Annotated in this window: 23 protein-coding genes; 18 read left to right on the forward strand and 5 right to left on the reverse strand. The window is 70.6% G+C overall.

What is annotated here, in order from left to right; translation table 11 throughout:
- Nucleotides 1-9: 9 nt before the first annotated feature.
- Nucleotides 10-687, reverse strand: coding sequence for a potassium channel family protein (locus EES42_RS15520; RefSeq protein WP_124718817.1), 678 nt, complete (start codon nucleotides 685-687; stop codon nucleotides 10-12).
- A 66-nt stretch (nucleotides 688-753) separates the two neighbouring features.
- Here EES42_RS15520 and EES42_RS15525 point away from each other — a divergent pair, with 66 nt between their 5' ends.
- Complete coding sequence (locus tag EES42_RS15525) at nucleotides 754-1,314, forward strand: HIT family protein (RefSeq protein WP_124718818.1); 561 nt, start codon at nucleotides 754-756, stop codon at nucleotides 1,312-1,314.
- A gap of 78 nt (nucleotides 1,315-1,392) precedes the next feature.
- On the opposite strand, the gene EES42_RS15530 is transcribed toward EES42_RS15525, so the two are convergent.
- Nucleotides 1,393-3,063: a hypothetical protein gene (locus tag EES42_RS15530; protein WP_124718819.1), complete on the reverse strand. Its 1,671-nt coding sequence runs from the start codon at nucleotides 3,061-3,063 to the stop codon at nucleotides 1,393-1,395.
- A 147-nt stretch (nucleotides 3,064-3,210) separates the two neighbouring features.
- Nucleotides 3,211-5,436, reverse strand: a complete 2,226-nt coding sequence (locus EES42_RS15535; RefSeq protein ID WP_124718820.1) for an elongation factor G-like protein EF-G2 — start codon at nucleotides 5,434-5,436, stop codon at nucleotides 3,211-3,213.
- 266 nt (nucleotides 5,437-5,702) lie between these two features.
- Here EES42_RS15535 and pgsA point away from each other — a divergent pair, with 266 nt between their 5' ends.
- The 15 genes from pgsA (at nucleotide 5,703) to EES42_RS15610 (ending at nucleotide 20,994) form a co-directional block, all read left to right on the forward strand.
- A complete protein-coding gene (gene pgsA / locus EES42_RS15540) occupies nucleotides 5,703-6,377 on the forward strand; it encodes a phosphatidylinositol phosphate synthase (protein ID WP_124718821.1) in 675 nt (224 codons plus the stop codon).
- Nucleotides 6,374-7,309: a phosphatidylinositol mannoside acyltransferase gene (locus EES42_RS15545; RefSeq protein ID WP_124718822.1), complete on the forward strand. Its 936-nt coding sequence runs from the start codon at nucleotides 6,374-6,376 to the stop codon at nucleotides 7,307-7,309. The genes pgsA and EES42_RS15545 overlap by 4 nt, the downstream gene beginning before the upstream one ends.
- Entirely contained in the window at nucleotides 7,306-8,466 is a 1,161-nt protein-coding gene (locus tag EES42_RS15550) for a glycosyltransferase family 4 protein (protein ID WP_124718823.1), read from the forward strand. The genes EES42_RS15545 and EES42_RS15550 overlap by 4 nt, the downstream gene beginning before the upstream one ends.
- A 124-nt stretch (nucleotides 8,467-8,590) precedes the next feature.
- Nucleotides 8,591-9,088, forward strand: coding sequence for a hypothetical protein (locus EES42_RS15555; RefSeq protein WP_124719377.1), 498 nt, complete (start codon nucleotides 8,591-8,593; stop codon nucleotides 9,086-9,088).
- A 169-nt stretch (nucleotides 9,089-9,257) separates the two neighbouring features.
- On the forward strand, nucleotides 9,258-10,178 hold the full coding sequence (gene pdxS / locus EES42_RS15560) for a pyridoxal 5'-phosphate synthase lyase subunit PdxS (RefSeq protein ID WP_124718824.1): 921 nt from the start codon (nucleotides 9,258-9,260) through the stop codon (nucleotides 10,176-10,178).
- Nucleotides 10,179-10,184: 6 nt separating this feature from the next.
- Nucleotides 10,185-10,778 carry a pyridoxal 5'-phosphate synthase glutaminase subunit PdxT gene (pdxT, locus tag EES42_RS15565; protein WP_124718825.1) on the forward strand — a complete coding sequence of 198 codons (594 nt, stop codon included), beginning with the start codon at nucleotides 10,185-10,187 and terminating at the stop codon, nucleotides 10,776-10,778.
- Nucleotides 10,779-10,839: 61 nt separating this feature from the next.
- Nucleotides 10,840-11,592, forward strand: coding sequence for a YebC/PmpR family DNA-binding transcriptional regulator (locus EES42_RS15570; protein WP_093541068.1), 753 nt, complete (start codon nucleotides 10,840-10,842; stop codon nucleotides 11,590-11,592).
- Between the two features lie 124 nt (nucleotides 11,593-11,716).
- Nucleotides 11,717-12,289, forward strand: a complete 573-nt coding sequence (gene ruvC, locus EES42_RS15575; RefSeq protein WP_124718826.1) for a crossover junction endodeoxyribonuclease RuvC — start codon at nucleotides 11,717-11,719, stop codon at nucleotides 12,287-12,289.
- Nucleotides 12,286-12,912 carry a Holliday junction branch migration protein RuvA gene (gene ruvA / locus EES42_RS15580; protein ID WP_124718827.1) on the forward strand — a complete coding sequence of 209 codons (627 nt, stop codon included), beginning with the start codon at nucleotides 12,286-12,288 and terminating at the stop codon, nucleotides 12,910-12,912. Before ruvC ends, ruvA begins: the two co-directional genes overlap by 4 nt.
- Before the next feature lie 83 nt (nucleotides 12,913-12,995).
- Nucleotides 12,996-14,069, forward strand: coding sequence for a Holliday junction branch migration DNA helicase RuvB (gene ruvB, locus EES42_RS15585; RefSeq protein ID WP_124718828.1), 1,074 nt, complete (start codon nucleotides 12,996-12,998; stop codon nucleotides 14,067-14,069).
- Nucleotides 14,070-14,234: 165 nt separating this feature from the next.
- A complete protein-coding gene (yajC, locus tag EES42_RS15590) occupies nucleotides 14,235-14,714 on the forward strand; it encodes a preprotein translocase subunit YajC (protein WP_124718829.1) in 480 nt (159 codons plus the stop codon).
- Nucleotides 14,715-14,859: 145 nt separating this feature from the next.
- Nucleotides 14,860-16,599, forward strand: a complete 1,740-nt coding sequence (gene secD / locus EES42_RS15595) for a protein translocase subunit SecD (RefSeq protein ID WP_124718830.1) — start codon at nucleotides 14,860-14,862, stop codon at nucleotides 16,597-16,599.
- 1 nt (nucleotide 16,600) lies between these two features.
- Nucleotides 16,601-17,704 carry a protein translocase subunit SecF gene (gene secF / locus EES42_RS15600; RefSeq protein ID WP_124718831.1) on the forward strand — a complete coding sequence of 368 codons (1,104 nt, stop codon included), beginning with the start codon at nucleotides 16,601-16,603 and terminating at the stop codon, nucleotides 17,702-17,704.
- On the forward strand, nucleotides 17,701-18,252 hold the full coding sequence (locus EES42_RS15605; RefSeq protein ID WP_124718832.1) for an adenine phosphoribosyltransferase: 552 nt from the start codon (nucleotides 17,701-17,703) through the stop codon (nucleotides 18,250-18,252). Before secF ends, EES42_RS15605 begins: the two co-directional genes overlap by 4 nt.
- 168 nt (nucleotides 18,253-18,420) lie before the next feature.
- Nucleotides 18,421-20,994, forward strand: a complete 2,574-nt coding sequence (locus EES42_RS15610) for a RelA/SpoT family protein (RefSeq protein WP_124718833.1) — start codon at nucleotides 18,421-18,423, stop codon at nucleotides 20,992-20,994.
- Nucleotides 20,995-21,062: 68 nt separating this feature from the next.
- Here the strand turns inward: EES42_RS15610 and EES42_RS15615 are convergent, their stop codons facing one another.
- Both EES42_RS15615 and EES42_RS15620 read right to left on the reverse strand, forming a co-directional pair.
- Nucleotides 21,063-22,292, reverse strand: a complete 1,230-nt coding sequence (locus EES42_RS15615) for a DUF349 domain-containing protein (RefSeq protein WP_124718834.1) — start codon at nucleotides 22,290-22,292, stop codon at nucleotides 21,063-21,065.
- A 199-nt stretch (nucleotides 22,293-22,491) separates the two neighbouring features.
- Nucleotides 22,492-23,286, reverse strand: coding sequence for a peptidylprolyl isomerase (locus EES42_RS15620; RefSeq protein ID WP_124718835.1), 795 nt, complete (start codon nucleotides 23,284-23,286; stop codon nucleotides 22,492-22,494).
- A 149-nt stretch (nucleotides 23,287-23,435) separates the two neighbouring features.
- On the opposite strand from EES42_RS15620, the gene EES42_RS15625 reads away from it, so the two are divergent.
- Together EES42_RS15625 and hisS are read left to right on the forward strand one after the other, a co-directional pair.
- Entirely contained in the window at nucleotides 23,436-24,122 is a 687-nt protein-coding gene (locus tag EES42_RS15625) for an MBL fold metallo-hydrolase (RefSeq protein WP_124718836.1), read from the forward strand.
- A 13-nt stretch (nucleotides 24,123-24,135) separates the two neighbouring features.
- The gene (gene hisS, locus EES42_RS15630; protein WP_124718837.1) at nucleotides 24,136-25,398 is read left to right on the forward strand and encodes a histidine--tRNA ligase; all 1,263 of its coding nucleotides are present in this window, start codon (nucleotides 24,136-24,138) and stop codon (nucleotides 25,396-25,398) included.
- Nucleotides 25,399-25,422 lie beyond the last annotated feature (24 nt).

A 25,422-nucleotide genomic window follows, 5' to 3' on the forward strand; every position in this document is an offset into this window, starting at 1 on the left:
CCCGGAGAGCTACCCGCCCTCCGGGGGCCTCTTCTCGTCCTCCCGCCGGAAGACCTGGAGCAGCCAGGACGAGAACGACCCCGTCACCGCCCCCAGCAGCGCCAGCCCGCAGACCATCAGCCCCGCGGCGACGACCCGGCCGCCGGGTGTGACCGGCACCGCGTCCCCGTACCCCACCGTCGTGAGCGTCTCGCACGCCCACCACACCGCGTCGCCGAAGGTATGGATCGTGGAATCCGGGACCTTGTGTTCCTGGTGGTAGACCGCGAGCGCCGCCGAGAAGCCGAGGAGCAGGGCGGACGCGCCGGCGTAGCTGATCACACGCGCGTACAGGCTCAGCCGCGGCTGCTCCCGGCGCTGCTGGACCGCGGTGTAGACCCGGATCAGGCGCAGCGGCCGCAGCAGCGGAAGCAGCAGCACCATCGTGTCCAGCCAGTGCACCCGGACGAAGCGGTGGCCGAGGCCGCTGAGCCGGAGCCGTACGGCGTAGTCCGCCGCGAAGACCAGCCAGGTGGTGCCGACCAGGACGAGGGCGATGTCCCGCCGGGGTTCGGCGTCGTCGGGGGCCAGGACCCAGAACGCGTAGCCGAGCAGGAAGAGCAGGGAAACACCGAAGAGCGGCACTTCGGTGCGTTGCTCCCAGCGCCGGAGGAGTGGGGAGGTGGAGTCGGCGGACCGGTCGCTCATCGCCTCAGCATCGCCGTACGCCGACGGGTGCGGCCCCGGCGACACGCACCCGGGGAGTGAAGCAATATGCTGATCGCCATGACGAGTGAGCCGGAGCAGCAGATCGGAGTGGGAACGCCCGATGCGTTCCAGCGCCTGTGGACGCCCCACCGGATGGCGTACATCCAGGGCGAGAACAAGCCGACCGGTCCGGAGGCCGGCGACGGCTGTCCGTTCTGCGGGATCCCGTCGAGTACGGACGAGGACGGGCTCGTCGTCGCGCGCGGCAAGTACGTCTACGCCGTGCTGAACCTGTATCCGTACAACGGCGGCCATCTGATGGTGGTGCCGTACCGGCACGTCGCGGACTACACGGAGCTGGACGGCCCGGAGACCATGGAGCTGGCCGACTTCACCAAGCGGGCGATGGTGGCGCTGCGGGCGGCCTCGGGAGCGCACGGATTCAACATCGGCATGAACCAGGGTTCGGTGGCGGGGGCCGGGATCGCGGCCCATCTGCACCAGCACCTGGTGCCGCGCTGGGGTGGCGACACCAACTTCATGCCGGTGGTCGGCCACACGAAGGTGCTGCCGCAGCTGCTCGCCGACACCCGCAAGATGCTGGCCGACGCCTGGCCGGCCGGCTGATCCCGGCCCTGGCTTCCGCAAGGGCCGCCCCGGCTGCTGTTTCCTGCCGGGGCGGCCTTCGCGCGTCGGGGCGCCCGGCTACGCGTCGTACAGGTCGGCCTTGCGCGGGGTCGGGTCCTGCACCGCGCCGCTCAGTATCATCGAGCGGTTGTCGAAGCGCTCGGTATCGACGCCGTTCTCCTTGAGGACGCGCAGGGCGGCGCTGTGGACGGCGCGCAGGACCGGCGTCGCGGCACGCATCGCGTCGTCCGCCATGAAGCGGTGGCGCCACGGCTTCTCGGCCCAGGCGTGCCGCAGGCCGAACGGTTCGGGCAGGGCGATCTTGCCGCCCAGGTAGTCCAGCAGCGGCGGGTACCAGGTGAACGGGGCGCGCAGGGCGAGCCGGACGACCTCGCCGGGCTCGACCAGGGGGAGGGTTATGTCGCGGGTCTCCCAGAACCGGACGGTCTTGTTGACCGTCTTGGTCTTGGCCGCGGGCTTGCTGGTGAAGAGCGAGTGGACCGGCCCGAGCGCGTGTCCGGTGACCTCGATGCGCAGCGTCTCGTGGAGCACCGTGACCGTGATCATCATCGTGATGATCAACTGGCCTTCCCAGAGGGTGAACTGGACGCCCAGATAGTGCCGGTCGCCGCTGCCGAACTGCTGGTGGTTGCAGATCCGCTGTATCTCGTGCGGCTTGACCTGGAAGGTGGCGACGTCCTCGCCGTCGGGGCGGGAGACCGAGCCGGCGTTCTCCCCGACGGGGGACACGATCCAGTGGGTGACCGACGGGGTGGGGAACCCCCCGGTGTTCAGCGGGCCGCGCTCCAGCACCTTGAGCTGGTCGTGGATGGCCCGGATCAGGTCCCAGCTGCGGAACTGGTGGAACTCCTTGCCGGGGTCCTTGGAGACGAGCTCCTCGGCGAGCTGCCAGCTGCCCCAGCGGGTGCCCATGCCGAGGATGCCCTTGGGGCCCGCGTAGAAGACCGAGTTGGACTGCTGCTCGGCGGTGAGCTTCTCCAGGCCCTGGCGGAGCGCCTCGCGGGAGGTCTCGTTGGGGTTCTTCGGCACTGCCTCGGGGATCTTGGCGATGACGCCGCCGCCGGAGAGCAGCCCCTCCCAACGGGCGCGCATGTCCTTGGCGGAGGACTCGGCGATCCGCTTGGCGATGAACCAGCCGATGACGGGGGCGATGATCATCGCCCGGACGTAGAGCGCCAGGAATCCGTTGAGCGGCAGGCCGACCAGGAAGACCAGCGCCACGATGCCGATGATCGGCAGCAGCGCGCTGCCCAGGGCGGAGAGGGCCTTGTCCTTGGTGCCGCCGAGGTAGTCGCGCAGGCGGAAGGCGAGGACCCACAGGATCATGCCGGGCAGGAAGACGAAGCCGAACAGCGCGGTGACGGCGGTGAGTTTGGTGTCGCGGCTCTTGCGGAGGCGGCTCGCGGACAGACAGTGCTCGACGACCGTCTGCGGGTCGGTCCCGAAGGACTGGATGAGGGCGCCGCGGGCGCCGCCCAGCATGCGTTCCTGGACGGCGCGGGAGAACGCCTCGCCGAGATTGGGCTTGAAATAGTCGGACTTGAAGAGCTTGGAACGGCCCACCTTGACTTCGGACTTGTGCCATTCACTGTTGGCTTCAAGGATTTTCTCCACCGGGCTGTCGCGGTACGCGGCGGAGGCGAGGGCGTTCGTCGCCACCGCCTGTCCGCCCGAACCCTGGAGCGGGATCTGCGCTCCGGGAGAGAAATCGAATCCGTCGCTGGCCACTGTCGCCCCCACTCGCCGCCGAGGAACTGCTCCTGCGGCTGTTTCCCAACTGCCGTGCCCGGCACACCTTCTGAGCTGGGACCAAAGCGTATCGTCCGGATCGCCGCGCCGCCCGCCCCTGTGGACAAAGACGGGCGGCATGGCCGGTCATGAGTCGTTAGGGTTGTTCTCCGGCTGTCCCCGGAGGCGTTCGGCGAGCTGCGGGGGCATCGCTTCGTGCCGGGCGTACGCCCGGTCGAACCGGCCGGCGCCATGGGAGAGGGAGCGCAGGTCGACCGCGTACCGGCCGATCTCCAGCTCGGGCACCTCGGCCCGCACCAGGGTGCGGCCGGTGCCGGACTGTTCGGTTCCGATCACCCTGCCGCGCCGCCCGGACAGATCGCTCATCACCGGCCCGACATAGTCGTCGGGTACCAGGACCCGGACCTCGGCGACGGGTTCGAGGAGCTGGATACGGGTGTCCGCGGCGGCCTCGCGCAGGGCCAGCGCGCCCGCGGTCTGGAACGCCGCGTCGGAGGAGTCCACCGAGTGGGACTTGCCGTCCCGCAGCGTGATGCGCACATCGACGAGCGGATGGCCGGCCGAGACCCCGCGGGCGGCCTGGGCCCGCACCCCCTTCTCGACGGACGGGACGAACTGACGGGGCACCGCCCCGCCGACCACCTTGTCGACGAATTCGATGCCCGAGCCCGGAGGCAGCGGCTCCACGTCGATCTCGCAGATGGCGTACTGGCCGTGGCCGCCGGACTGCTTCACGTGCCTGCCGCGCCCGGCCGACGGGGCCGCGAAGGTCTCACGGAGCGACACCTTGTGCGGTACGGCGTCGACCTGGACGCCGTAGCGGCTGCGCAACCGGTCCAGCGCCACGTCCTGGTGGACCTCGCCGAGGCACCACAGGACCACCTGGTGGGTGTCCTGATTCTGTTCCAGGCGCATGGTCGGATCCTCGGCGACCAGTCGGGCGAGCCCCTGGGAGAGCTTGTCGTCGTCCGCCTTGCTGTGTGCCTCGATGGCCAGCGGCAGCAGCGGGTCCGGGGTGGTCCAGGGATCCAGCAGCAACGGCCGGTCCGGGTCGGAGAGGGTGTCCCCGGTCTCGGCGCCGCCCAGTTTGGCGACGCTGGCCAGATCCCCCGCGATACAGGCGGTGAGCGGGCGCTGCTGTTTGCCGAAGGGGGAGGAGAGCGCCCCGACGCGCACCTCGGTCTCGTGGAAGGGGCGGGGCTCGCGGCCGGGGTCGGTGAGTCCGTGGCCGAAGACGTGGACGGTCTCGTCGGGACGCAGGGTGCCGGAGAAGACGCGGACCAGCGAGATCCGGCCGACGTAGGGGTCGGAGGCCGTCTTGACGACCTCGGCGACGAGCGGGCCGTCCGGGTCGCAGGTCAGGACCGGCCGTGACGCCCCGTGCAAGGGGGTGACGTCGGGGAGCGGGCGCTCCGGCGGGGCCGGGAAGCCACCGGTGATCAGGTCCAGCAGCTCGACGGTGCCGATGCCCTGGCGGGCGCCCGGAGCGGCGGGGGCGGCGGTGAGGACGGGGTGGAAGGTGCCCCGGGCCACGGCGCGCTCCAGGTCGTCGACGAGTGTCTTGATGTCGACCTCGGCCCCGTCGAGGTACCGGTCCATCAGGGTCTCGTCCTCGCTCTCGGCGATGATCCCCTCGACGAGGCGGTCGCGGGCCTCCTGGAGCGCCGGCCGCTGGTCCTCGGCGGGCGGGTTCTCCCGCCGCTCGCCCGAGGAGTAGTCGAGGATCCGCTGGGTGAGGAGTCCGGTGAGCCCGGTGAGCGGGGCGTGCCCGTCGGCGCCCTCGGGGCCGTGGACGGGCAGATAGAGCGGGAGCACGGCATCGGGGTCGTCGCCGCCGAAGATCTCGCCGCAGATCCGGGTCATCTCCTCGAACGGGGTGCGGGCCGTGTCGAGGTGGGTGACGACGATGGCGCGCGGCATGCCGACGGCCGCGCACTCCTCCCAGACGGCGCGGGTGGCACCCGCCACCGCGTCGGCCTCCTGCGCGGCGGACACGACGAACAGGGCCGCGTCCGCCGCGCGCAGACCGGCCCTGAGTTCCCCGACGAAATCCGCGTAGCCGGGGGTGTCCAGCAGGTTGATCCTGTACCCGCCCCATTCGACGGGGACCAGGGAGAGCTGTACGGAACGCTGCTGGCGGTGTTCGATCTCGTCGTAGTCGGAGACGGTGGCACCGTCCTCGACCCGGCCCGCCCGGTTGACGGCGCCCGCGGTCAGTGCGAGGGCCTCGACGAGCGTGGTCTTTCCGGAGCCGCTGTGGCCGACCAGCACCACATTCCGTACGGATGAGGGCCGGCCGGCCGTCGCTGCCCTGCCGGCGGCCCCGGTGTGTGCGTGTGCCTTGTCGCCCATGATGCGTGCCTCCCAGATAGTTGCGGGGAGCGGAAGAGAACCGACGCGATGTGGGGAGAGAGCTGCACGGGCACTGGGGAGCCGCCGCGGCGGCTGCGGCGACGCCCGCGGTAATTCGAGCTTTCCACTCGGGCCGGGCCGCGTCCATACATGGCACGTCGCCGCGCGACGCCGGGTGCCCGGACGGTGGAGTCCGGCGGTGGTGACTACGATGGGCCAGCCGGTGGCCGTAGGGGCCGCTCGGCCCACCGACCCTCGGGAAGGCCATGCTGAACAAGTACGCGCGTGCATTTTTTACGCGTGTCCTCACACCGTTCGCCGCGCTGCTGCTCCGTCTCGGCGTGAGCCCCGACGCGGTCACTCTGATCGGTACGGCCGGGGTGATGGCAGGTGCGCTGGTCTTCTTCCCGATGGGGGAGTTCTTCTGGGGCACGATCGTCATCACGATCTTCGTCTTCTCCGACCTCGTCGACGGCAACATGGCCCGGCAGGCCGGTATCTCCAGCCGTTGGGGCGCGTTCCTGGACTCGACCCTGGACCGGGTCGCCGACGGGGCGATCTTCGGCGGATTCGCGCTCTGGTACGCGGGCAACGGCGACGACAACGCGCTCTGCGCGGTCGCGATCTTCTGCCTGGCCAGCGGCCAGGTGGTCTCGTACACGAAGGCGCGCGGCGAGTCGATCGGGCTGCCGGTCGCGGTCAACGGGCTCGTGGAGCGCGCCGAGCGGCTGGTGATCTCGCTGGTCGCGGCCGGGCTCGCCGGTCTGCACAAGTTCGGTGTGCCCGGGATCCAGGTCCTGCTGCCGATCGCGCTGTGGATCGTCGCCGTGGGCAGCCTGGTGACGCTCGTGCAGCGGGTCGTGACCGTGCGCCGCGAGTCCGCCGAGGCCGACGCGGCCGAGGCCGCCGCCGCGGGGCCGGGGAGCGGGACCGACCGGTGAGCGAGGACCCGGCGCAGCCGCGCAACGGCCTGCGGGACCGGCTGACCGACGGGCTGTACGGGCTCGGCTGGGGCGCGGTCAAGAAGCTGCCCGAGCCGGTCGCCCGGGCTCTCTTCCGCACCATCGCCGACCAGGCCTGGAAACGGCGCGGCAAGAGCGTGTTGCGGCTGGAGTCGAATCTGGCCCGGGTCGTGCCCGGGGCGTCGCCGGCCCGGCTGGCCGAGCTCTCCAGGGCCGGGATGCGCTCGTACATGCGCTACTGGATGGAGTCGTTCCGGCTGCCCACCTGGAGTCCGGCGCGGATCAAGGCGTCCATAGAGGTGACGGACGCGCACCGGCTGACCGACGGTCTCGACTCCGGGCGCGGCGTCATCCTCGCCCTGCCGCACCTGGGGAACTGGGACCTGGCGGGAGCCTGGGTCACCACCGATCTCAAGGTGCCCTTCACCACGGTCGCCGAGCGCCTCAAGCCCGAGACCCTGTACGACCGGTTCGTCGCCTACCGCGAGGGGCTCGGCATGGAGGTCCTGCCGCACAGCGGCGGGGCGGCCTTCGGCACCCTGGCGAGGCGGCTGCGGGCGGGCGGGCTGGTCTGTCTGGTCGCCGACCGTGATCTGTCCGCCTCCGGGGTCGAGGTGACGTTCTTCGGCGACACCGCGCGGATGCCCGCCGGGCCCGCGCTGCTGGCCCAGCAGACCGGGGCGCTGCTGCTGCCGGTGACGCTCTCCTACGACGACACGCCCGTGATGAAGGCCCGGATCCACGCTCCGGTCGAGCTGCCCGAGTCAGGTGACCGCACCGAGAAGACGTCCTCGATGACACAGGCGCTGGCCGATGCCTTCGCCGTCGGGATCGCCGACCATCCGGAGGACTGGCACATGCTGCAACGGCTCTGGCTCGCCGATCTGGAGACCCGGGAGGACCGGACGTGAAGATCGGCATCGTCTGCCCGTACTCCTGGGACGTGCCCGGCGGGGTGCAGTTCCACATCCGCGACCTGGCCGAGCACCTGATCCGGCTGGGACACCAGGTGTCGGTGCTGGCGCCCGCGGACGACGAGACGCCGCTGCCGCCGTACGTGGTGTCGGCGGGCCGGGCCGTGCCCGTCCCGTACAACGGCTCCGTCGCCCGGCTGAACTTCGGCTTCCTCTCGGCCGCCCGGGTGCGCCGCTGGCTGCACGACGGCACCTTCGACGTGATCCACATCCACGAGCCGACCTCGCCGTCGCTGGGGCTGCTCGCCTGCTGGGCCGCGCAGGGGCCGATTGTCGCCACGTTCCACACGTCCAACCCGCGCTCCCGGGCCATGATCGCGGCGTACCCGATACTCCAGCCGGCGCTGGAGAAGATCAGTGCGCGCATCGCGGTGAGCGAGTACGCCCGCCGCACCCTGGTCGAGCACCTCGGCGGCGACGCCGTCGTCATCCCGAACGGCGTCGATGTCGGCTTCTTCGCCGCCGCCGAGCCCAAGGCCGAGTGGCAGGGCGGCACGATCGGCTTCATCGGGCGCATCGACGAGCCGCGCAAGGGCCTGCCGGTCCTGATGCGGGCCCTGCCCGCGATCCTCGACGCCCGCCCGGACACCCGGCTGCTGGTGGCCGGCCGGGGCGACGAGGAGGAGGCTGTCGCCTCGCTGCCCGCCCCGATGCGCGAGCGGGTCGAATTCCTCGGCATGGTGAGCGACGAGGACAAGGCGCGGCTGCTGCGCAGCGTCGATGTGTACGTGGCGCCCAACACCGGGGGCGAGAGCTTCGGGATCATCCTGGTCGAGGCCATGTCGGCCGGCGCCCCGGTCCTCGCCAGCGACCTGGACGCGTTCGCGCAGGTGCTGGACCTCGGCGCGGCGGGCGAGCTCTTCGCCAACGAGGACGCGGACGCGCTGGCCGCTGCGGCGATCCGGCTGCTCGGCGACCCGGAGCGGCGTGCGGAGCTGCGTGAGCGGGGCGCCGCGCACGTACGCCGGTTCGACTGGTCGACGGTCGGCGCGGACATCCTCGCGGTGTACGAGACGGTGACGGACGGGGCGGCCTCGGTGGCGGCCGACGAACGCACGGGGCTGCGGGCCCGGTTCGGACTGGCGCGGGAGTGAGGGCCGCCGGCCGGGGGCCGGGGAGCCGGGGCCGGGCTGCCACGCCGTCCGGGCCTCACCGGTAGCCTTGCCGCCCGTGATCGAAACCCTCATCTGGATCGCCGTCGCGATCGTCGCGATCGGTATGTACCTCAGCTGGACCGCCGGACGGCTGGACCGGCTGCACACCCGCATCGACGCCGCCCGGGCCGCCCTCGACGCGCAACTCCTGCGCCGTGCGTCGGTCACCCAGGAACTGGCCACGTCCGGTGTCCTCGATCCGGCCGCCTCCATCGTCCTGTACGAGGCCGCGCACGCCGCCCGCCAGGCGGAGGAGGAGCACCGCGAGGTCGCGGAGAGCGAGCTGAGCACCGCGCTGCGGGCGGTCTTCGGCGAGCCGGCGCAGGTGGAGGCCGTGAAGGAGATCCCCGGCGGTGAGGAGGCGGCGCTCGAACTCGCCGCCGCCGTGCGCCGCGTGCCCATGGCCCGGCGGTTCCACAACGACGCGGTGCGCGCGGCGCGCGCGCTGCGCCGGCACCGCAAGGTGCGGTGGTTCCGGCTGGCCGGACACGCCCCGTTCCCGCTGGCCTTCGAGATGGACGACGAACCCCCGGTGGCCCTCGCCGACCGCCCCGTCAGCTGACCGGACGGCCGTATTCACGCGTGACGGGGGCCACATCCCGCCACGTACGCGTTCAAAACGATCCACCGGCCTTCCATTGGCCCTTGCAGTGGACTGTTCCAGGAGAGTTTGCTCAGCACTGCATCAACCAGCGCTTTTCAGCAACTTTTTCTCCGAGTGAGGTCGATCCATGTCCACGCTTCCCACCACCCCGCAGTCCGCCGACTCCCCGGCCACGGGCACCGCGCGCGTCAAGCGCGGCATGGCCGAGCAGCTCAAGGGCGGCGTGATCATGGACGTCGTCAACGCCGAGCAGGCGAAGATCGCCGAGGACGCGGGCGCCGTGGCCGTCATGGCCCTGGAGCGGGTGCCGGCCGACATCCGCAAGGACGGCGGCGTCGCCCGGATGTCGGACCCGAACATGATCGAGGAGATCATCGAGGCCGTCTCCATCCCGGTGATGGCGAAGTCCCGTATCGGCCACTTCGTCGAGGCTCAGGTCCTGCAGTCCCTCGGCGTCGACTACATCGACGAGTCCGAGGTCCTCACCCCGGCCGACGAGGTCAACCACAGCGACAAGTTCGCCTTCACCACCCCGTTCGTCTGCGGCGCCACCAACCTGGGCGAGGCCCTGCGCCGGATCGCCGAGGGCGCGGCCATGATCCGCTCGAAGGGCGAGGCCGGCACCGGAAACGTCGTCGAGGCGGTCCGTCACCTGCGCCAGATCAAGAACGAGATCGCCCGCCTGCGCGGCTACGACAACAACGAGCTGTACGCCGCCGCCAAGGAGCTCCGCGCCCCGTACGAGCTGGTCAAGGAGGTCTCGGAGCTCGGCAAACTGCCCGTCGTGCTGTTCTCCGCGGGCGGTGTCGCCACCCCCGCCGACGCCGCGCTGATGCGCCAGCTCGGCGCCGAGGGCGTCTTCGTCGGCTCCGGGATCTTCAAGTCCGGCGACCCGGCCAAGCGCGCCGCCGCGATCGTGAAGGCCACCACCTTCTACGACGACCCGAAGATCATCGCGGACGCCTCCCGGAACCTGGGCGAGGCCATGGTCGGCATCAACTGCGACACCCTGCCCGAGACCGAGCGCTACGCCAACCGTGGCTGGTAATCACCGATGAGCGACACCCCTGTGATCGGAGTCCTGGCCCTCCAGGGCGACGTACGGGAACACCTGATCGCCCTGGCCTCGGCTGACGCCCTGGCCAGGCCGGTCCGGCGTCCCGAGGAACTCGCCGAGGTCGACGGCCTGGTCGTCCCCGGTGGCGAGTCCACCACGATGTCCAAGCTGGCTTCCCTGTTCGGCATGCTGGAACCCCTGCGTGAGCGGGTACGGGACGGCATGCCCGTCTACGGCACCTGCGCCGGAATGATCCTGCTCGCCGACAAGATCCTCGACCCGCGCTCGGGCCAGGAGACAATCGGCGGGATCGACATGATCGTGCGCCGCAACGCCTTCGGGCGGCAGAACGAGTCCTTCGAGGCGGCCGTGGAGGTCGCCGGGATCGAGGGCGGCCCCGTGGAGGGCGTGTTCATCCGCGCCCCCTGGGTGGAGTCCGTCGGTGCGCAGGCCAAGGTGGTGGCGGAGCACGGCGGCCATATCGTCGCCGTCCGTCAGGGAAACGCCCTGGCTACGTCGTTCCACCCGGAATTGACCGGAGACCATCGCGTTCACGCGTTGTTCGTGGACATGGTGCGCGCAGTCGGCTGACTCGATCCCGGTAGGATCTCTCGGGTTCGAATCGTTTTTGGTGACGCGAAGGAGAAGGCAGATGTCCGGCCACTCTAAATGGGCTACGACGAAGCACAAGAAGGCCGTGATTGATGCCAAGCGCGGCAAGCTCTTCGCGAAGCTGATCAAGAACATCGAGGTCGCGGCCCGCACCGGCGGTGTGGACCCCGAGGGCAACCCGACCCTCGTGGACGCGATCCAGAAGGCGAAGAAGAGCTCCGTACCGAACAAGAACATCGACTCCGCGGTCAAGCGCGGTGGCGGTCTCGAAGCGGGCGGCGTCGACTACCAGACGATCATGTACGAGGGTTACGGCCCCAACGGTGTCGCGGTGCTCATCGAGTGCCTCACGGACAACCGCAACCGTGCCGCGTCCGACGTACGGGTCGCGATGACCCGCAACGGGGGTTCGATGGCCGACCCGGGTTCGGTCTCGTACCTGTTCAACCGCAAGGGCGTCGTCATCGTCCCCAAGGGCGAGCTGTCCGAGGACGACGTCCTGGGCGCCGTGCTCGACGCGGGCGCCGAGGAGGTCAACGACCTCGGTGACACGTACGAGGTCGTCAGCGAGGCCACCGACATGGTCGCGGTCCGCACCGCGCTCCAGGAGGCCGGCATCGACTACGACTCCGCCGAGGCCAACTTCCTGCCCACCATGCAGGTCGAGCTGGACGAGGAAGGCGCGCGCAAGATCTTCAAGCTGATCGACGCGCTGGAGGACAGCGACGACGTGCAGAACGTCTTCGCCAACTTCGACGTCTCGGACGAGGTCATGGAGAAGGTCGACGCCTGAGCCGCGCTCGGCGCAGCCCTCAGCGACGGGCCGACGGGGACACACCCCGTCGGCCCGTCGCATTGTCAGTGCGAGCCGATAGCCTGCGGGAACAGTTGACCGATCGGTACGGAGGGGGCGTCCCATGCGGGTGCTGGGCGTGGACCCGGGGCTGACCCGGTGCGGTGTCGGCGTCGTCGAAGGCGTCGCCGGCCGCCCCCTGACGATGCTCGGCGTCGGGGTCGTGCGCACCCCGGCCGACGCCGAGCTCGGGCACCGACTGGTCGCCATCGAGCGCGGCATCGAGGAGTGGCTCGACGAGCACCGGCCCGAATTCGTCGCCGTGGAGCGGGTGTTCAGCCAGCACAACGTCCGTACGGTCATGGGCACCGCCCAGGCCAGCGCCGTCGCCATGCTCTGCGCCTCGCGCCGCGGCATCCCCGTCGCCCTGCACACCCCCAGCGAGGTCAAGGCGGCCGTCACGGGCAGCGGCCGCGCCGACAAGGCACAGGTCGGCGCGATGGTCACCCGGCTGCTGCGGCTCGACGCCCCGCCGAAACCGGCCGACGCTGCCGACGCCCTGGCCCTCGCCATCTGCCACATCTGGCGCGCCCCCGCCGTCAACCGCCTCCAGCAGGCCCACGCGGCAGCCGCCGCGTCCCGCACCCCGCGCGTCCCCCGTACACCCGCAGTTCCCGTCCGGAAGGTCCCCCGATGATCGCCTTCGTCAGCGGCCCCGTCGCCGCACTCGCCCCGACCACGGCCGTGATCGAGGTCGGCGGCATCGGCATGGCCGTCCAGTGCGCGCCGAACACCCTCGCCGGCCTCCGGATCGGCAAGGAGGCCAGGCTCGCCACCTCCCTCGTCGTACGGGAGGACTCCCTCACCCTCTACGGCTTCGCCGACGACGACGAGCGGCAGGTCTTCGAGCTGCTCCAGACCGCCAGCGGCGTCGGACCCCGGCTCGCCCAGGCGATGCTCGCCACCCACAGCCCGGACGCCCTGCGCACCGCGGTCGCCACCGGCGACGAGAAGGCGCTCACCGCCGTCTCCGGCATCGGCAAGAAGGGCGCACAGAAACTCCTCCTCGAACTGAAGGACAGGCTCGGCGAGCCGGTCGGCGCCCACATCGGCCGCCAGGGCATCGGTACCGCTGTCACCAGTTCCTGGCGCGATCAGCTCCAGGCCGCCCTGATCGGCCTCGGCTACGCCACCCGCGAGGCCGACGAGGCGGTCACCGCCGTCGCCCCGCAGGCCGAGGCGGCGATCGCCGAGGGCGGACAGGCCCCCGTGCCGCAGCTGCTGCGTGCCGCACTCCAGACCCTCAACCGCGCGCGCTGACCGGAGCGCCGCACCCCGGGGAACACCCCGACGCCGGGCCGGGCACCGCACGGCACCGAAACACCCGAGGCGGGACAGACTGAATGAACTGGGACGAGACCGGACCCGACACCGACGAGAGGCTCGACGAGAGCCTCGTCCATGCCGACGCGGACGGCGAGGACACCGCGGTCGAAGCGGCGCTGCGCCCGAAGGACCTGGACGAATTCGTCGGCCAGGAGAAGGTGCGCGAACAGCTCGACCTGGTCCTCAAGGCGGCCCTGGCCCGCGGCGCCACCGCCGACCACGTCCTGCTCTCCGGTGCCCCCGGTCTCGGCAAGACCACCCTCTCCATGATCATCGCGGCCGAGATGGGCGCACCGATCCGGATCACCTCCGGCCCCGCCATCCAGCACGCCGGCGACCTCGCCGCGATCCTCTCCTCCCTCCAGGAGGGCGAGGTCCTCTTCCTCGACGAGATCCACCGCATGTCGCGGCCGGCCGAGGAGATGCTCTACATGGCGATGGAGGACTTCCGGGTCGACGTCATCGTCGGCAAGGGCCCAGGCGCCACGGCGATCCCGCTGGAACTGCCGCCGTTCACCCTGGTCGGCGCGACCACCAGGGCCGGACTGCTGCCGCCGCCGCTGCGCGACCGGTTCGGCTTCACCGGCCACATGGAGTTCTACGCCCCCACCGAGCTGGAGCGTGTCATCCACCGCTCCGCCCGCCTCCTCGACGTGGAGATAGACGCGGACGGCGCCGCCGAGATCGCCGGCCGCTCCCGCGGCACCCCCCGGATCGCCAACCGGCTGCTGCGCCGCGTCCGGGACTACGCCCAGGTCAAGGCCGACGGACGGATCGACCGCCCGGTCGCCGCCACCGCCCTCGGGGTCTACGAGGTCGATGCCCGAGGTCTCGACCGGCTCGACCGCGCGGTGCTCGGTGCCCTGCTCAAGCTCTTCGGCGGCGGCCCCGTCGGGCTGTCCACCCTCGCGGTCGCCGTGGGGGAGGAGCGCGAGACCGTCGAGGAGGTCGCGGAGCCCTTCCTGGTACGGGAGGGTTTGCTGGCCAGGACGCCGCGGGGACGGGTCGCGACCCCCGCGGCCTGGGCCCATCTGGGGCTCGTACCTCCACAGCAAGGCGGAAAGGGACAACAGGGCCTGTTCGGGGCGTGATCTGTCACAGCTTGACCGGAGCAGGAACCACACGGCGTCGCTGGGCGTTGTTCCATCGATGCGGACTCGCTTAGACTCCGCCGATGCCGCCCTTACAGGTCGGTGTACCCACCCCCGTAGATACAGGCCGCCTTCGAGCGCGGTCGTGCGAAGGAAACTCGTCCCGTGAATCCCGTGACTCTCCTCCCCTTCATCGTGCTCATCGGGGCCATGTTCCTGATGACGCGGTCCGCCAAGAAGAAGCAGGCGGCCGCCGCCCAGATGCGCAACGAGATGCAGCCCGGCACCGGCGTCCGGACGATCGGGGGCATGTACGCCACCGTCAAGGAGCTGCACGACGACACGGTTCTCCTTGAGATCGCGCCCGGCGTCCACGCCATCTACGCCAAGAACGCCATCGGCGCCGTCCTCGACGACGCGGAGTACAACCGCATCGTCCACGGCGACGACGAGAACAGCCTCGACCTCGACGGCACCGTCGTCCCCGACGACGCCTCCTCGCTGACCGAGGACGACGCCGACAAGGACGCCTCGGACGAGGCCCGGATCGACCTCGGCAAGAAGACCGATGACGCCGAGCCGAAGGACGACGAGTCCGGCAAGAAGTCCGAGGGCAAGGACGACGGCGAGGCCGACGCGAAGTAACCCACGCCCGGGGATGCCGTGAGCCCACCGGCATCCGGCATTCCCGGGACCGTGCGGTCTTCTGCGGGGGCGGGTCCCCACTACACTTCGTGGCCGCTCGGGCGCGTACCCGGCGCGGGGCGGTTGGACAGGGAGAAACGAGAAGGTGGCAGCACCGAAGAAGAGCCGAGGGCCGGCGGGCGGTCAGGGCAGGCCGGGGCGTTCCCTGGCTCTGATCCTGATCGCCATGGTCGCGCTCACCGGCGGGATGTTCCTGGCCGATCAGCCGACCCCACGGCTGGGCATCGACCTGGCGGGCGGCACCTCGATCACGCTTGAGGCGAAGAGCGAGCCGGGCCAGGAATCGGCGATCAACAAGACCAACATGGACACGGCGGTCCAGATCATGGAACGCCGTGTCAATGGTCTTGGCGTCTCCGAGGCCGAGGTCCAGACGCAGGGCAAGAGCAACATCATCGTCAACATCCCCAAGGGCACGAATTCCGCCCAGGCCCGGGAGCAGGTCGGCACCACGGCCAAGCTCTACTTCCGGCCGGTGCTGACCGTCGCCCAGGGCACGCCCACCCCGACGCCCAGCGCCTCGACGTCCGGCAAGCCCACCCCGTCCGGCAGCCCCAGCGCCCCCACCGCCGACAAGGGCAAGACGTCGGCGACGCCGAACGCGAGCGCCACCACCCAGGGCCGTGCGGTCACCGGCGCCCTCAAGGCCGACTCCACGCCGACGCCCAAGGCGAGCACCACGCCGAAGGCCGACGCCACGCCGTCCGCGTCCGCCGCCGACGAGGCCGCCGCGGCCAAGCTGCAGAAGCAGTTCGCGGCGCTGGACTGCTCCAGCAAGGCGTCCCGCGCCGAGGCTGCACGGGGGGCCAAGCCCACCGACATGGTCGTCGCGTGCAGCTCCGAGGGTGACGCGAAGTACGTCCTGGGCCCGTCCGAGGTGTCCGGCACCGAGGTCGACAGCGCCAAGGCCGGCTTCGACCAGCAGCGCGGCATGTGGATCGTCAACATGGAGTTCACCAAGCAGGGCTCCAAGCAGTTCCAGACGATCACCAAGAAGCTCTCCGCGCAGCAGTCCCCGCAGAACCAGTTCGCCATCGCGCTGGACGGCGAGGTCGTCTCCGCGCCCCAGGTGAACACCACGCTCAGCGGCAGCGCCGAGATCTCCGGCAGCTTCACCCAGCAGTCCGCCGAGGACCTGGCCAACGTGCTCTCCTACGGTGCGCTCCCGCTCTCGTTCAAGGAGCAGAGCGTCACCACGGTCACCGCCGCGCTCGGCGGCGAGCAGCTCCAGGCCGGTCTGATCGCCGGTGCCATCGGTCTGGCCCTGGTGGTCATCTACCTGGTGGCCTACTACCGGGGCCTGGCGTTCATCGCGCTCCTGAGCCTCCTGGTCTCCGGCATCCTGACCTACACGCTCATGTCGCTGCTCGGCCCGGCCATCGGCTTCGCGCTGAACCTCCCGGCGGTCTGCGGCGCCATCGTGGCCATCGGTATCACCGCGGACTCCTTCATCGTGTACTTCGAACGGGTCCGCGACGAGATCCGCGAGGGCCGCACGCTCCGTCCGGCCGTCGAGCGGGCCTGGCCGCGCGCCCGGCGCACCATCCTGGTCTCCGACTTCGTGTCGTTCCTCGCCGCCGCGGTGCTCTTCGTCGTCACCGTCGGCAAGGTCCAGGGCTTCGCGTTCACGCTGGGTCTCACCACCCTGCTCGACGTGGTCGTGGTCTTCCTCTTCACCAAGCCCGTCATGACGCTGATGGCCCGTACGAAGTTCTTCGCCAGCGGTCACCCGTGGTCCGGCCTGGACCCGAAGCGGCTCGGCGCCAAGCCGCCGCTGCGCCGCTCGCGCCGTGTCAACGCCCCCACTGACCCGAAGGAGGCGTGAGATGTCGCGACTCGGCACTCTCGGCGCCCGTCTCTACCGAGGCGAGGTCGGCTACGACTTCATCGGCAAGCGCAAGATCTGGTACGGGATCTCGATCCTGATCACCATCACGGCCATCGTCGGCCTGGCGGTCAGCGGCCTGAACATGGGCATCGAGTTCAAAGGCGGCGCGGTCTTCACCACCCCGAAGACCAGCGTCACCGTCGCCAAGGCGGAGGACCTGGCCACGGAGGCCTCCGGCCACCAGGCGATCGTCCAGAAGCTCGGCAACGGCGGTCTGCGCATCCAGATCACCGAGGTCGACACCGCGAAGTCCGACGAGATCAAGAACACGCTCTCCAAGGACCTCGACGTTCCCGCGGAGAAGATCGCCGCCGACCTGGTCGGCCCCAGCTGGGGTGAGCAGATCGCCAACAAGGCCTGGACCGGCCTCGGCATCTTCATGGTCCTCGTGGTGATCTACCTGGCCATCGCCTTCGAATGGCGGATGGCCATCGCGGCCCTGGTCGCGCTGATCCACGACATCACCATCACGGTCGGTGTCTACGCCCTGGTCGGCTTCGAGGTCACCCCGGGCACCGTGATCGGTCTGCTGACCATCCTCGGTTACTCCCTCTACGACACGGTCGTCGTCTTCGACAGTCTCAAGGAGGGCACGAAGGACATCACCAAGCAGACCCGGTGGACGTACAGCGAGATCGCCAACCGCTCCATCAACGGCACGCTGGTCCGCTCCATCAACACCACCGTCGTGGCTCTGCTGCCGGTCGCCGGTCTGCTGTTCATCGGTGGCGGCGTCCTCGGCGCCGGCATGCTGAACGACATCTCCCTGGCGCTCTTCGTCGGCCTCGCCGCCGGCGCGTACTCCTCGATCTTCATCGCCACGCCGCTCGTCGCCGACCTCAAGGAACGCGACCCGCAGATGAAGGCCCTGAAGAAGCGGATCCTCGCCAAGCGCGCGGCAGCCGCGGCCAAGGGCGAGTCCGCCGAGGACGAGCAGCCGGACGACGACCACCCGCAGGACGCGGCGCCCGCCGCCGCGGTCGTCGGCCAGCGCCAGCAGCCCCCCAGGGGCCACGGCCGGACCCCGGGGAAGCGCCGATGACCAGCACCACCGAGAGCACCCGCGAGCTCCTGCTCAGCCGGATCCGCGACGTTCCGGACTACCCGAAGCCGGGTGTGCTGTTCAAGGACATCACCCCGCTGCTCGCGGACCCGGTGGCCTTCTCGGCGCTCACCGACACCCTCGTCGAGCTGTGCGTACGGCACGGCGCCACGAAGGTCGTCGGCCTGGAGGCGCGCGGCTTCATCCTGGCCGCCCCGGTCGCGGTCCGGGCCGGTCTCGGCTTCGTACCCGTCCGCAAGGCGGGGAAGCTGCCCGGGGCCACGCTCGGCCAGGCGTACGAGCTGGAGTACGGCACCGCCGAGATCGAGATCCACGCGGAGGACCTGTCCGCCGACGACCGGATCATGGTCATCGATGACATCCTCGCCACCGGCGGCACCGCCGAGGCCTCGCTGGAGCTGATCCGGCGGGCCGGTGCCGAGGTCGCGGGCGTCGCGGTCCTCATGGAGCTCGGTTTCCTCCCCGGACGGGCCCGGCTGGAGCAGGGCCTGCGGGGCGCGCCGCTGGAGGTTCTGATCACGGTCTGAGCAGTTCCGACCGTATCTGGCAACGGATCGTGCGAACAGGACGGGCACCCGGGAACAACCGGGTGCCCGTCCCGCGTTGTCAGGAGTCTCACGGTCCCCGGGGGAGGACCGGCCGCGGGGTCGATACGATGGCCTTTCCGGGTACCCGGATCCGCACGAGGAGCGCTCTTGCCAGACGAGGCCCAGCCAGTCGCCGCCCCGCAGCCCGACAAGCCCGCGGCGGCCTCAGCCACGCCCGGGAAGAAGCAGCCCGCGGACAAGCCGAAGCCCCCGGCCCCCGAGCCCGGCCCGGGCCGGGCGGGAGCCGCGGCCCCCGGGGCCGCCCCCGCTTCCCCCGCACAGCCGGCCGCACCGGTCTCCCCGGCGGCGTCCGCCCCGAAGCCGCCCGCGAAGCCCGCGGCCAGGCCGGTCGCGCCGACCGCCCCCACGACCCGCTCCGGCGGCTCGTCCAATCGGGTGCGGGCCAGGCTGGCCCGTCTCGGGGTGCAGCGCTCCAGCCCGTACAACCCGGTGCTCGAACCGCTGCTGCGCATCGTCCGGAGCAACGACGCCAAGATCGAGACGGCCACACTGCGCCAGATCGAGCGCGCCTACCAGGTCGCCGAGCGCTGGCACCGCGGCCAGAAGCGCAAGAGCGGCGACCCGTACATCACGCATCCGCTCGCGGTGACGACGATCCTCGCCGAGCTGGGCATGGACCCGGCGACGCTGATGGCCGGGCTGCTGCACGACACCGTCGAGGACACCGAGTACGGCCTGGACACCCTGCGCCGCGACTTCGGCGACCAGGTCGCCCTGCTCGTCGACGGCGTCACCAAGCTGGACAAGGTCAAGTTCGGCGAGGCCGCCCAGGCCGAGACCGTGCGCAAGATGGTCGTCGCCATGGCCAAGGACCCCCGGGTCCTGGTCATCAAGCTCGCCGACCGGCTGCACAACATGCGCACCATGCGCTATCTCAAGCGGGAGAAGCAGGAGAAGAAGGCCCGCGAGACGCTTGAGATCTACGCCCCGCTGGCGCACCGCCTGGGCATGAACACCATCAAGTGGGAGCTGGAGGACCTCGCCTTCGCGATCCTCTACCCCAAGATGTACGACGAGATCGTCCGTCTCGTCGCCGAGCGGGCCCCCAAGCGCGACGAATACCTCGCCATAGTGACCGACGAGGTCCAGGCCGACCTGCGCGCCGCCCGGATCAAGGCCACCGTCACCGGGCGGCCGAAGCACTACTACAGCGTCTACCAGAAGATGATCGTGCGGGGCAGGGACTTCGCCGAGATCTACGACCTGGTGGGCATCCGGGTACTCGTCGACACCGTCCGCGACTGCTACGCGGCGCTCGGTACCGTCCACGCGCGATGGAATCCGGTCCCCGGCCGGTTCAAGGACTACATCGCGATGCCCAAGTTCAACATGTACCAGTCGCTGCACACCACGGTGATCGGTCCCAGCGGCAAGCCCGTCGAACTCCAGATCCGCACCTTCGACATGCACCGCCGCGCCGAGTACGGCATCGCCGCGCACTGGAAGTACAAGCAGGAGGCCGTCGCGGGCGCGTCCAAGGTGCGTACCGACGTCCCCAAGAACACGGGCGGCGGCCGGAGCCAGGACACCGTCAACGACATGGCGTGGCTGCGCCAGCTCCTGGACTGGCAGAAGGAGACCGAGGACCCCAGCGAGTTCCTGGAGTCGCTGCGCTTCGACCTCTCCCGCAACGAGGTCTTCGTCTTCACGCCCAAGGGCGACGTCATAGCGCTGCCCGCGGGGGCGACCCCGGTCGACTTCGCGTACGCGGTGCACACGGAGGTCGGCCACCGGACCATAGGAGCACGGGTCAACGGGCGGCTCGTACCGCTCGAATCGACGCTCGACAACGGCGACCTGGTGGAGGTCTTCACCTCCAAGGCGGCCGGCGCCGGACCCTCCCGGGACTGGCTGGGCTTCGTCAAGTCGCCCCGCGCCCGCAACAAGATCCGGGCCTGGTTCTCCAAGGAGCGCCGCGACGAGGCGATCGAGCAGGGCAAGGACGCCATCGCGCGCGCCATGCGCAAGCAGAACCTGCCGATCCAGCGCATCCTGACCGGCGACTCCCTGGTCACCCTCGCCCACGAGATGCGCTACCCCGACATCTCGTCGCTGTACGCGGCGATCGGCGAGGGCCATGTCGCCGCCGCCGGTGTCGTGCAGAAGCTGGTCCAGGCGCTCGGCGGCGAGGACGAGGCCAACGAGGACATCGCGGAGAGCTCGCCGCCCTCGCGCAGCCGCAACAAGCGCCGTTCCAACGCCGATCCGGGCGTGGTCGTCAAGGGCGTCGAGGACGTCTGGGTCAAACTGGCCCGCTGCTGCACACCCGTCCCAGGCGATCCGATCATCGGCTTCGTCACCCGGGGCAGCGGCGTCTCCGTGCACCGCGCCGACTGCGTCAACGTCGACTCGCTGTCGCAGCAGCCGGAACGGATCCTGGAGGTCGAGTGGGCGCCGACCCAGTCCTCGGTCTTCCTGGTCGCCATCCAGGTCGAGGCACTCGACCGGTCCCGGCTGCTCTCGGACGTCACCCGCGTCCTGTCCGACCAGCACGTCAACATCCTGTCGGCGGCCGTGCAGACCTCCCGGGACCGGGTGGCCACCTCGCGCTTCACCTTCGAGATGGGCGACCCGAAGCACCTCGGCCACGTACTGAAGGCGGTACGCGGCGTGGAGGGCGTCTACGACGTCTACCGGGTGACCTCGGCCCGCAGACCGTAGCGGCGACGAAGCAGAAGGGCCCCGGTACGCATCGCGTACCGGGGCCCTCCGCTTCGTCCTGGCGGGGATCAGCCGCCGAACTCCTCAAGCCCCTTCAGAGCCTGGTCCAGCAGCGCCTGCCGGCCCTCCAGCTCCTTGGCCAGCTTGTCGGCCCGGGCGTTGTTGCCCGAGGCGCGGGCCGTGTCGATCTGCGAACGCAGCTTGTCCACGGCCGCCTGGAGCTGACCGGTCAGACCCGCGGCACGCGCACGCGCCTCCGGGTTCGTCCGCCGCCACTCCGACTCCTCGGCCTCCTGGAGCGCCCGCTCCACCGCGTGCATCCGCCCCTCGACCTTCGGGCGGGCGTCACGCGGTACGTGGCCGACGGCCTCCCAGCGCTCGTTGATGGCCCGGAACGCGGCCCTGGCCGCCTTCAGGTCCTTCACCGGCACCAGACGCTCGGCCTCGACCGCGAGCTCCTCCTTCAGCTTGAGGTTCTCGCCCTGCTCCGCGTCCCGCTCGGCGAAGACCTCGCCGCGGGCGGCGAAGAAGACGTCCTGAGCACCGCGGAAGCGGTTCCACAGATCGTCCTCGGCCTCGCGCTGGGCGCGGCCCGCCGCCTTCCACTCCGTCATCAGGTCGCGGTACCGGGCGGCCGTGGCCCCCCAGTCGGTGGAGCCGGAGAGCGACTCCGCCTCGACGACCAGCTTCTCCTTGGCCTTGCGGGCCTCCTCGCGCTGGGCGTCCAGCGACGCGAAGTGGGCCTTGCGGCGCTTGGAGAACGCCGAGCGGGCATGCGAGAAGCGGTGCCACAGCTCGTCGTCGGACTTGCGGTCGAGCCGCGGCAGGCCCTTCCACGTGTCGACCAGCGCGCGGAGCCGCTCGCCCGCGGAGCGCCACTGCTCGCTCTGCGCCAGCTCCTCGGCCTCGGCGACCAGGGCCTCCTTGGCGTGCTTCGCCTCGTCGGTCTGCTTCGCCTTCTGGGCCTTGCGCTCCTCGCGCCGCGAGTCGACCGTCGCGACGAGCGCGTCGAGCCGCTTGCGCAGCGCGTCGAGGTCACCGACGGCGTGATGCTCGTCCACCTGCAGACGCAGATGCTCGATGGCGGTCGTCGCGTCCTTCGCCGACAGATCGGTGGTCTTCACCCGCCGTTCGAGGAGGCCGATCTCGACCACAATGCCCTCGTACTTGCGCTCGAAGTAGGCCAGAGCCTCCTCGGGGGAACCCGCCTGCCACGATCCGACGACCTGCTCGCCGTCGGCTGTCCGCACGTACACGGTGCCGGTCTCATCGACACGGCCCCACGGGTCGCTGCTCACAGCGCCTCCTCCACCTGATGCCCGCGAGGGGGTTCGCCCCCCTGGCATCGTCCACAGTTTCCTGGGGCGGGCAGCGCCCGCCCTGCACAACGCCAATCTAGGCGACCGGCCGCCCGGCTGTCCGCACTCAGCGCGGCCGAAAAAAATCCGTCCCGCGCCCGTCGTCACCGGCCGGCCCGGTCCGGCCGCCCCCAGCCGGTCACGACTTGGCGACGGCCGCCTTCGAGATGTCCACGGCCTTCTTCGGCGCACCGTCGGCCGCGCCACCTGCCACGCCCGCCGCGCCGATGTCCTTGACGGCCTTCAGCGAGGCCTCGTCCATCGTGCCGAACGGGGTGTAGGTGGGCGGCAGTTTGCTGTCCTTGTACACCAGGAAGAACTGGCTGCCGCCGGTGTGCGGCTGGCCGGTGTTCGCCATCGCCACCGTGCCCGCCGGGTAGGTGACCGTGCCGTCCGCGCCGGCCTTGCCCAGCGCGGTCAGGTTCTCGTCCGGGATCGTGTAGCCGGGACCGCCGGTGCCGTCGCCCTTGGGGTCGCCGCACTGGAGGACGAAGATGCCCTGAGTGGTCAGGCGGTGACACTTCGTACCGTCGAAGAAGCCCTTGTCGGCCAGCGACTTGAAGGAGTTCGTGGTGTGCGGGGTCTTCGCCGCCTTCATCGCGAACGCGATGTCGCCCTGGCTCGTCTTGAGCGAGAACGTGTACTCGGCCTTCTTGTCGATCTTCATCGCGGGCTCGGGCGCACTGCTCTCCTTCGCCTCCGGCGACGCGCTGGCCGACGGGCTCGAACTCGCGGCCGCGTCCGCCTTGTCCTTCTTGTCGTCGTCACCGAGGGCGAGATAGGAACCCACGCCGATGACGGCCACCACGGCCACCACGGACGCGATGACGACCGTCAGCCGCCTCGTCCTGCGGCGGGCCTCCTCCCGGCGCTGCTGCTGCCGCTCGAACTTCTCCCTGGCGAGCTGCCGCCGCCGCTGATCGCTGCTGACCACCGGGTGATCTCCTTGTAGGTCGTGTGATGAGGCCTTGGCTGCCCCGTACCGTATATGGGTTAGCTGTGGAATGAGGAGCGCCGGTAGGCTCTGAACTGCCGCGACCTTCTCAGTCGCAATCCGCCGTCGGACGACCATTAAGGACGATCGTGCTCATTGCCGGGTTCCCCGCAGGGGCCTGGGGGACCAACTGTTATCTGGTCGCCCCGGCCGCAGGCGAGGAGTGCGTGATCATCGACCCGGGCCACCAGGCCGCGGCCGGAGTCGAGGAAGCGCTGAAGAAGCATCGGCTGAAGCCCGTCGCCGTCGTACTGACCCACGGCCACATCGACCACGTCGCCTCGGTCGTCCCGGTGTGCGGCGCGCACGACGTCCCCGCCTGGATCCACCCGGAGGACCGGTACATGATGAGCGACCCGGAGAAGGCCCTCGGCCGCTCCATCGGGATGCCGCTCATGGGCGAGCTGACGATCGGGGAGCCGGACGACGTCAAGGAGCTGAGCGACGGCGCCCTGCTGAAGCTGGCCGGTCTGGAGTTCGGTGTCGCGCATGCGCCCGGCCATACCAAGGGGTCGGTGACGTTCAGGATGCCCGAGGCCGCGGATGTTCCACAGATCCTCTTCTCGGGCGACCTGCTCTTCGCCGGCTCCGTCGGACGCACCGACCTGCCCGGCGGCGACCACGCCGAGCTGCTTGAGTCGCTGGCCCGCGTGTGCCTGCCGCTCGACGACTCGACCGTGGTGCTGTCCGGCCACGGACCCCAGACGACCATCGGCCGTGAGCGCGCCTCGAATCCGTATCTGCACGGTATGGACGCGCCCCGACGAGGAATGTGACGAGAGAAATCCCGTGAGCACTTTCAAGGCCCCCAAGGGCACGTACGACCTGACCCCGCCCGACTCCGCGAAGTATCTGGCGGTGCGCGAGGCGATCTCCGCCCCCCTGAAGAACTCCGGCTACGGCTACATCGAGACGCCCGGCTTCGAGGACGTCGCCCTGTTCTCCCGCGGTGTCGGCGAGTCCACCGACATCGTGACCAAGGAGATGTACACCCTCACCACCAAGGGCGGCTCCCAGCTGGCGCTGCGCCCCGAAGGCACCGCCTCGGTGCTCCGTGCCGCGCTGGAGGCCAACCTCCACAAGCTCGGCAACCTGCCGGTGAAGCTCTGGTACTCCGGCTCGTACTACCGCTACGAGCGCCCGCAGAAGGGCCGCTACCGCCACTTCTCGCAGGTCGGCGCCGAGGCGATCGGTGCCGAGGACCCGGCGCTGGACGCCGAGCTGATCATCCTGGCCGACCAGGCGTACCGCGCCCTGGGCCTGCGGAACTTCCGCATCCTGCTCAACTCGCTGGGCGACAAGGAGTGCCGCCCCGTCTACAGGGACGCGCTCCAGGGCTTCCTGCGCGAGCTCGACCTGGACGAGGAGACCCGCCGCCGCATCGAGATCAACCCGCTCCGGGTCCTCGACGACAAGCGGCCCGAGGTGCAGAAGCAGCTGACCGGCGCCCCGGTGCTGCGTGACTACCTCTGCGACGCCTGCAAGGCGTACCACGAGGAGGTGCGCGACCTGCTCTCGGCGGCGGGCGTCGTGTACGAGGACGACGAGAAGCTCGTCCGCGGCCTCGACTACTACACCCGCACCACCTTCGAGTTCGTCCACGACGGGCTCGGCTCGCAGTCCGCGGTGGGCGGCGGCGGCCGCTACGACGGCCTGTCCGAGATGATCGGCGGACCGGCGCTCCCGTCGGTCGGCTGGGCGCTCGGCGTGGACCGTACGGTGCTCGCGCTGGAGGCGGAGGGCATCGAGCTCGAACTGCCCGCTGCCACCAGCGTCTTCGCGGTGCCGCTCGGCGAGGAGGCCCGCCGGGTGCTCTTCGGGGTTGTCACGCAGCTGCGCCGCGAGGGTGTGGCGGCGGACTTCGCGTACGGGAACCGGGGCCTCAAGGGCGCGATGAAGAGCGCGAACCGGTCGGGGGCCCGCTTCACGATCGTCGCGGGCGAGCGTGACCTGGCCGAGGGCGCGGTCCAGCTCAAGGACATGGAGTCCGGCGAGCAGACGGCCGTGCCGCTGTCCGACGTGGTCGAGGCGGTCCGCGAGCGTCTGGCCTGAGACGTGGCAGGGGTGGCCGGCGGG

It is taken from the genome of Streptomyces sp. ADI95-17 (genome assembly GCF_003846175.1).
Lineage (GTDB): Bacteria > Actinomycetota > Actinomycetes > Streptomycetales > Streptomycetaceae > Streptomyces > Streptomyces sanglieri.

Coding starts and splice junctions, on each gene's coding strand:
- EES42_RS15520 (WP_124718817.1), bottom strand. CDS start 687: ATGAGCGACCGGTCCGCCGACTCCACCTCCCCACTCCTCCGGCGCTGG.
- EES42_RS15525 (WP_124718818.1), top strand. CDS start 754: ATGCTGATCGCCATGACGAGTGAGCCGGAGCAGCAGATCGGAGTGGGA.
- EES42_RS15535 (WP_124718820.1), bottom strand. CDS start 5,436: ATGGGCGACAAGGCACACGCACACACCGGGGCCGCCGGCAGGGCAGCG.
- pgsA (WP_124718821.1), top strand. CDS start 5,703: ATGCTGAACAAGTACGCGCGTGCATTTTTTACGCGTGTCCTCACACCG.
- EES42_RS15555 (WP_124719377.1), top strand. CDS start 8,591: ATGTACCTCAGCTGGACCGCCGGACGGCTGGACCGGCTGCACACCCGC.
- pdxS (WP_124718824.1), top strand. CDS start 9,258: ATGTCCACGCTTCCCACCACCCCGCAGTCCGCCGACTCCCCGGCCACG.
- pdxT (WP_124718825.1), top strand. CDS start 10,185: ATGAGCGACACCCCTGTGATCGGAGTCCTGGCCCTCCAGGGCGACGTA.
- EES42_RS15570 (WP_093541068.1), top strand. CDS start 10,840: ATGTCCGGCCACTCTAAATGGGCTACGACGAAGCACAAGAAGGCCGTG.
- ruvC (WP_124718826.1), top strand. CDS start 11,717: ATGCGGGTGCTGGGCGTGGACCCGGGGCTGACCCGGTGCGGTGTCGGC.
- ruvA (WP_124718827.1), top strand. CDS start 12,286: ATGATCGCCTTCGTCAGCGGCCCCGTCGCCGCACTCGCCCCGACCACG.
- ruvB (WP_124718828.1), top strand. CDS start 12,996: ATGAACTGGGACGAGACCGGACCCGACACCGACGAGAGGCTCGACGAG.
- secF (WP_124718831.1), top strand. CDS start 16,601: ATGTCGCGACTCGGCACTCTCGGCGCCCGTCTCTACCGAGGCGAGGTC.
- EES42_RS15605 (WP_124718832.1), top strand. CDS start 17,701: ATGACCAGCACCACCGAGAGCACCCGCGAGCTCCTGCTCAGCCGGATC.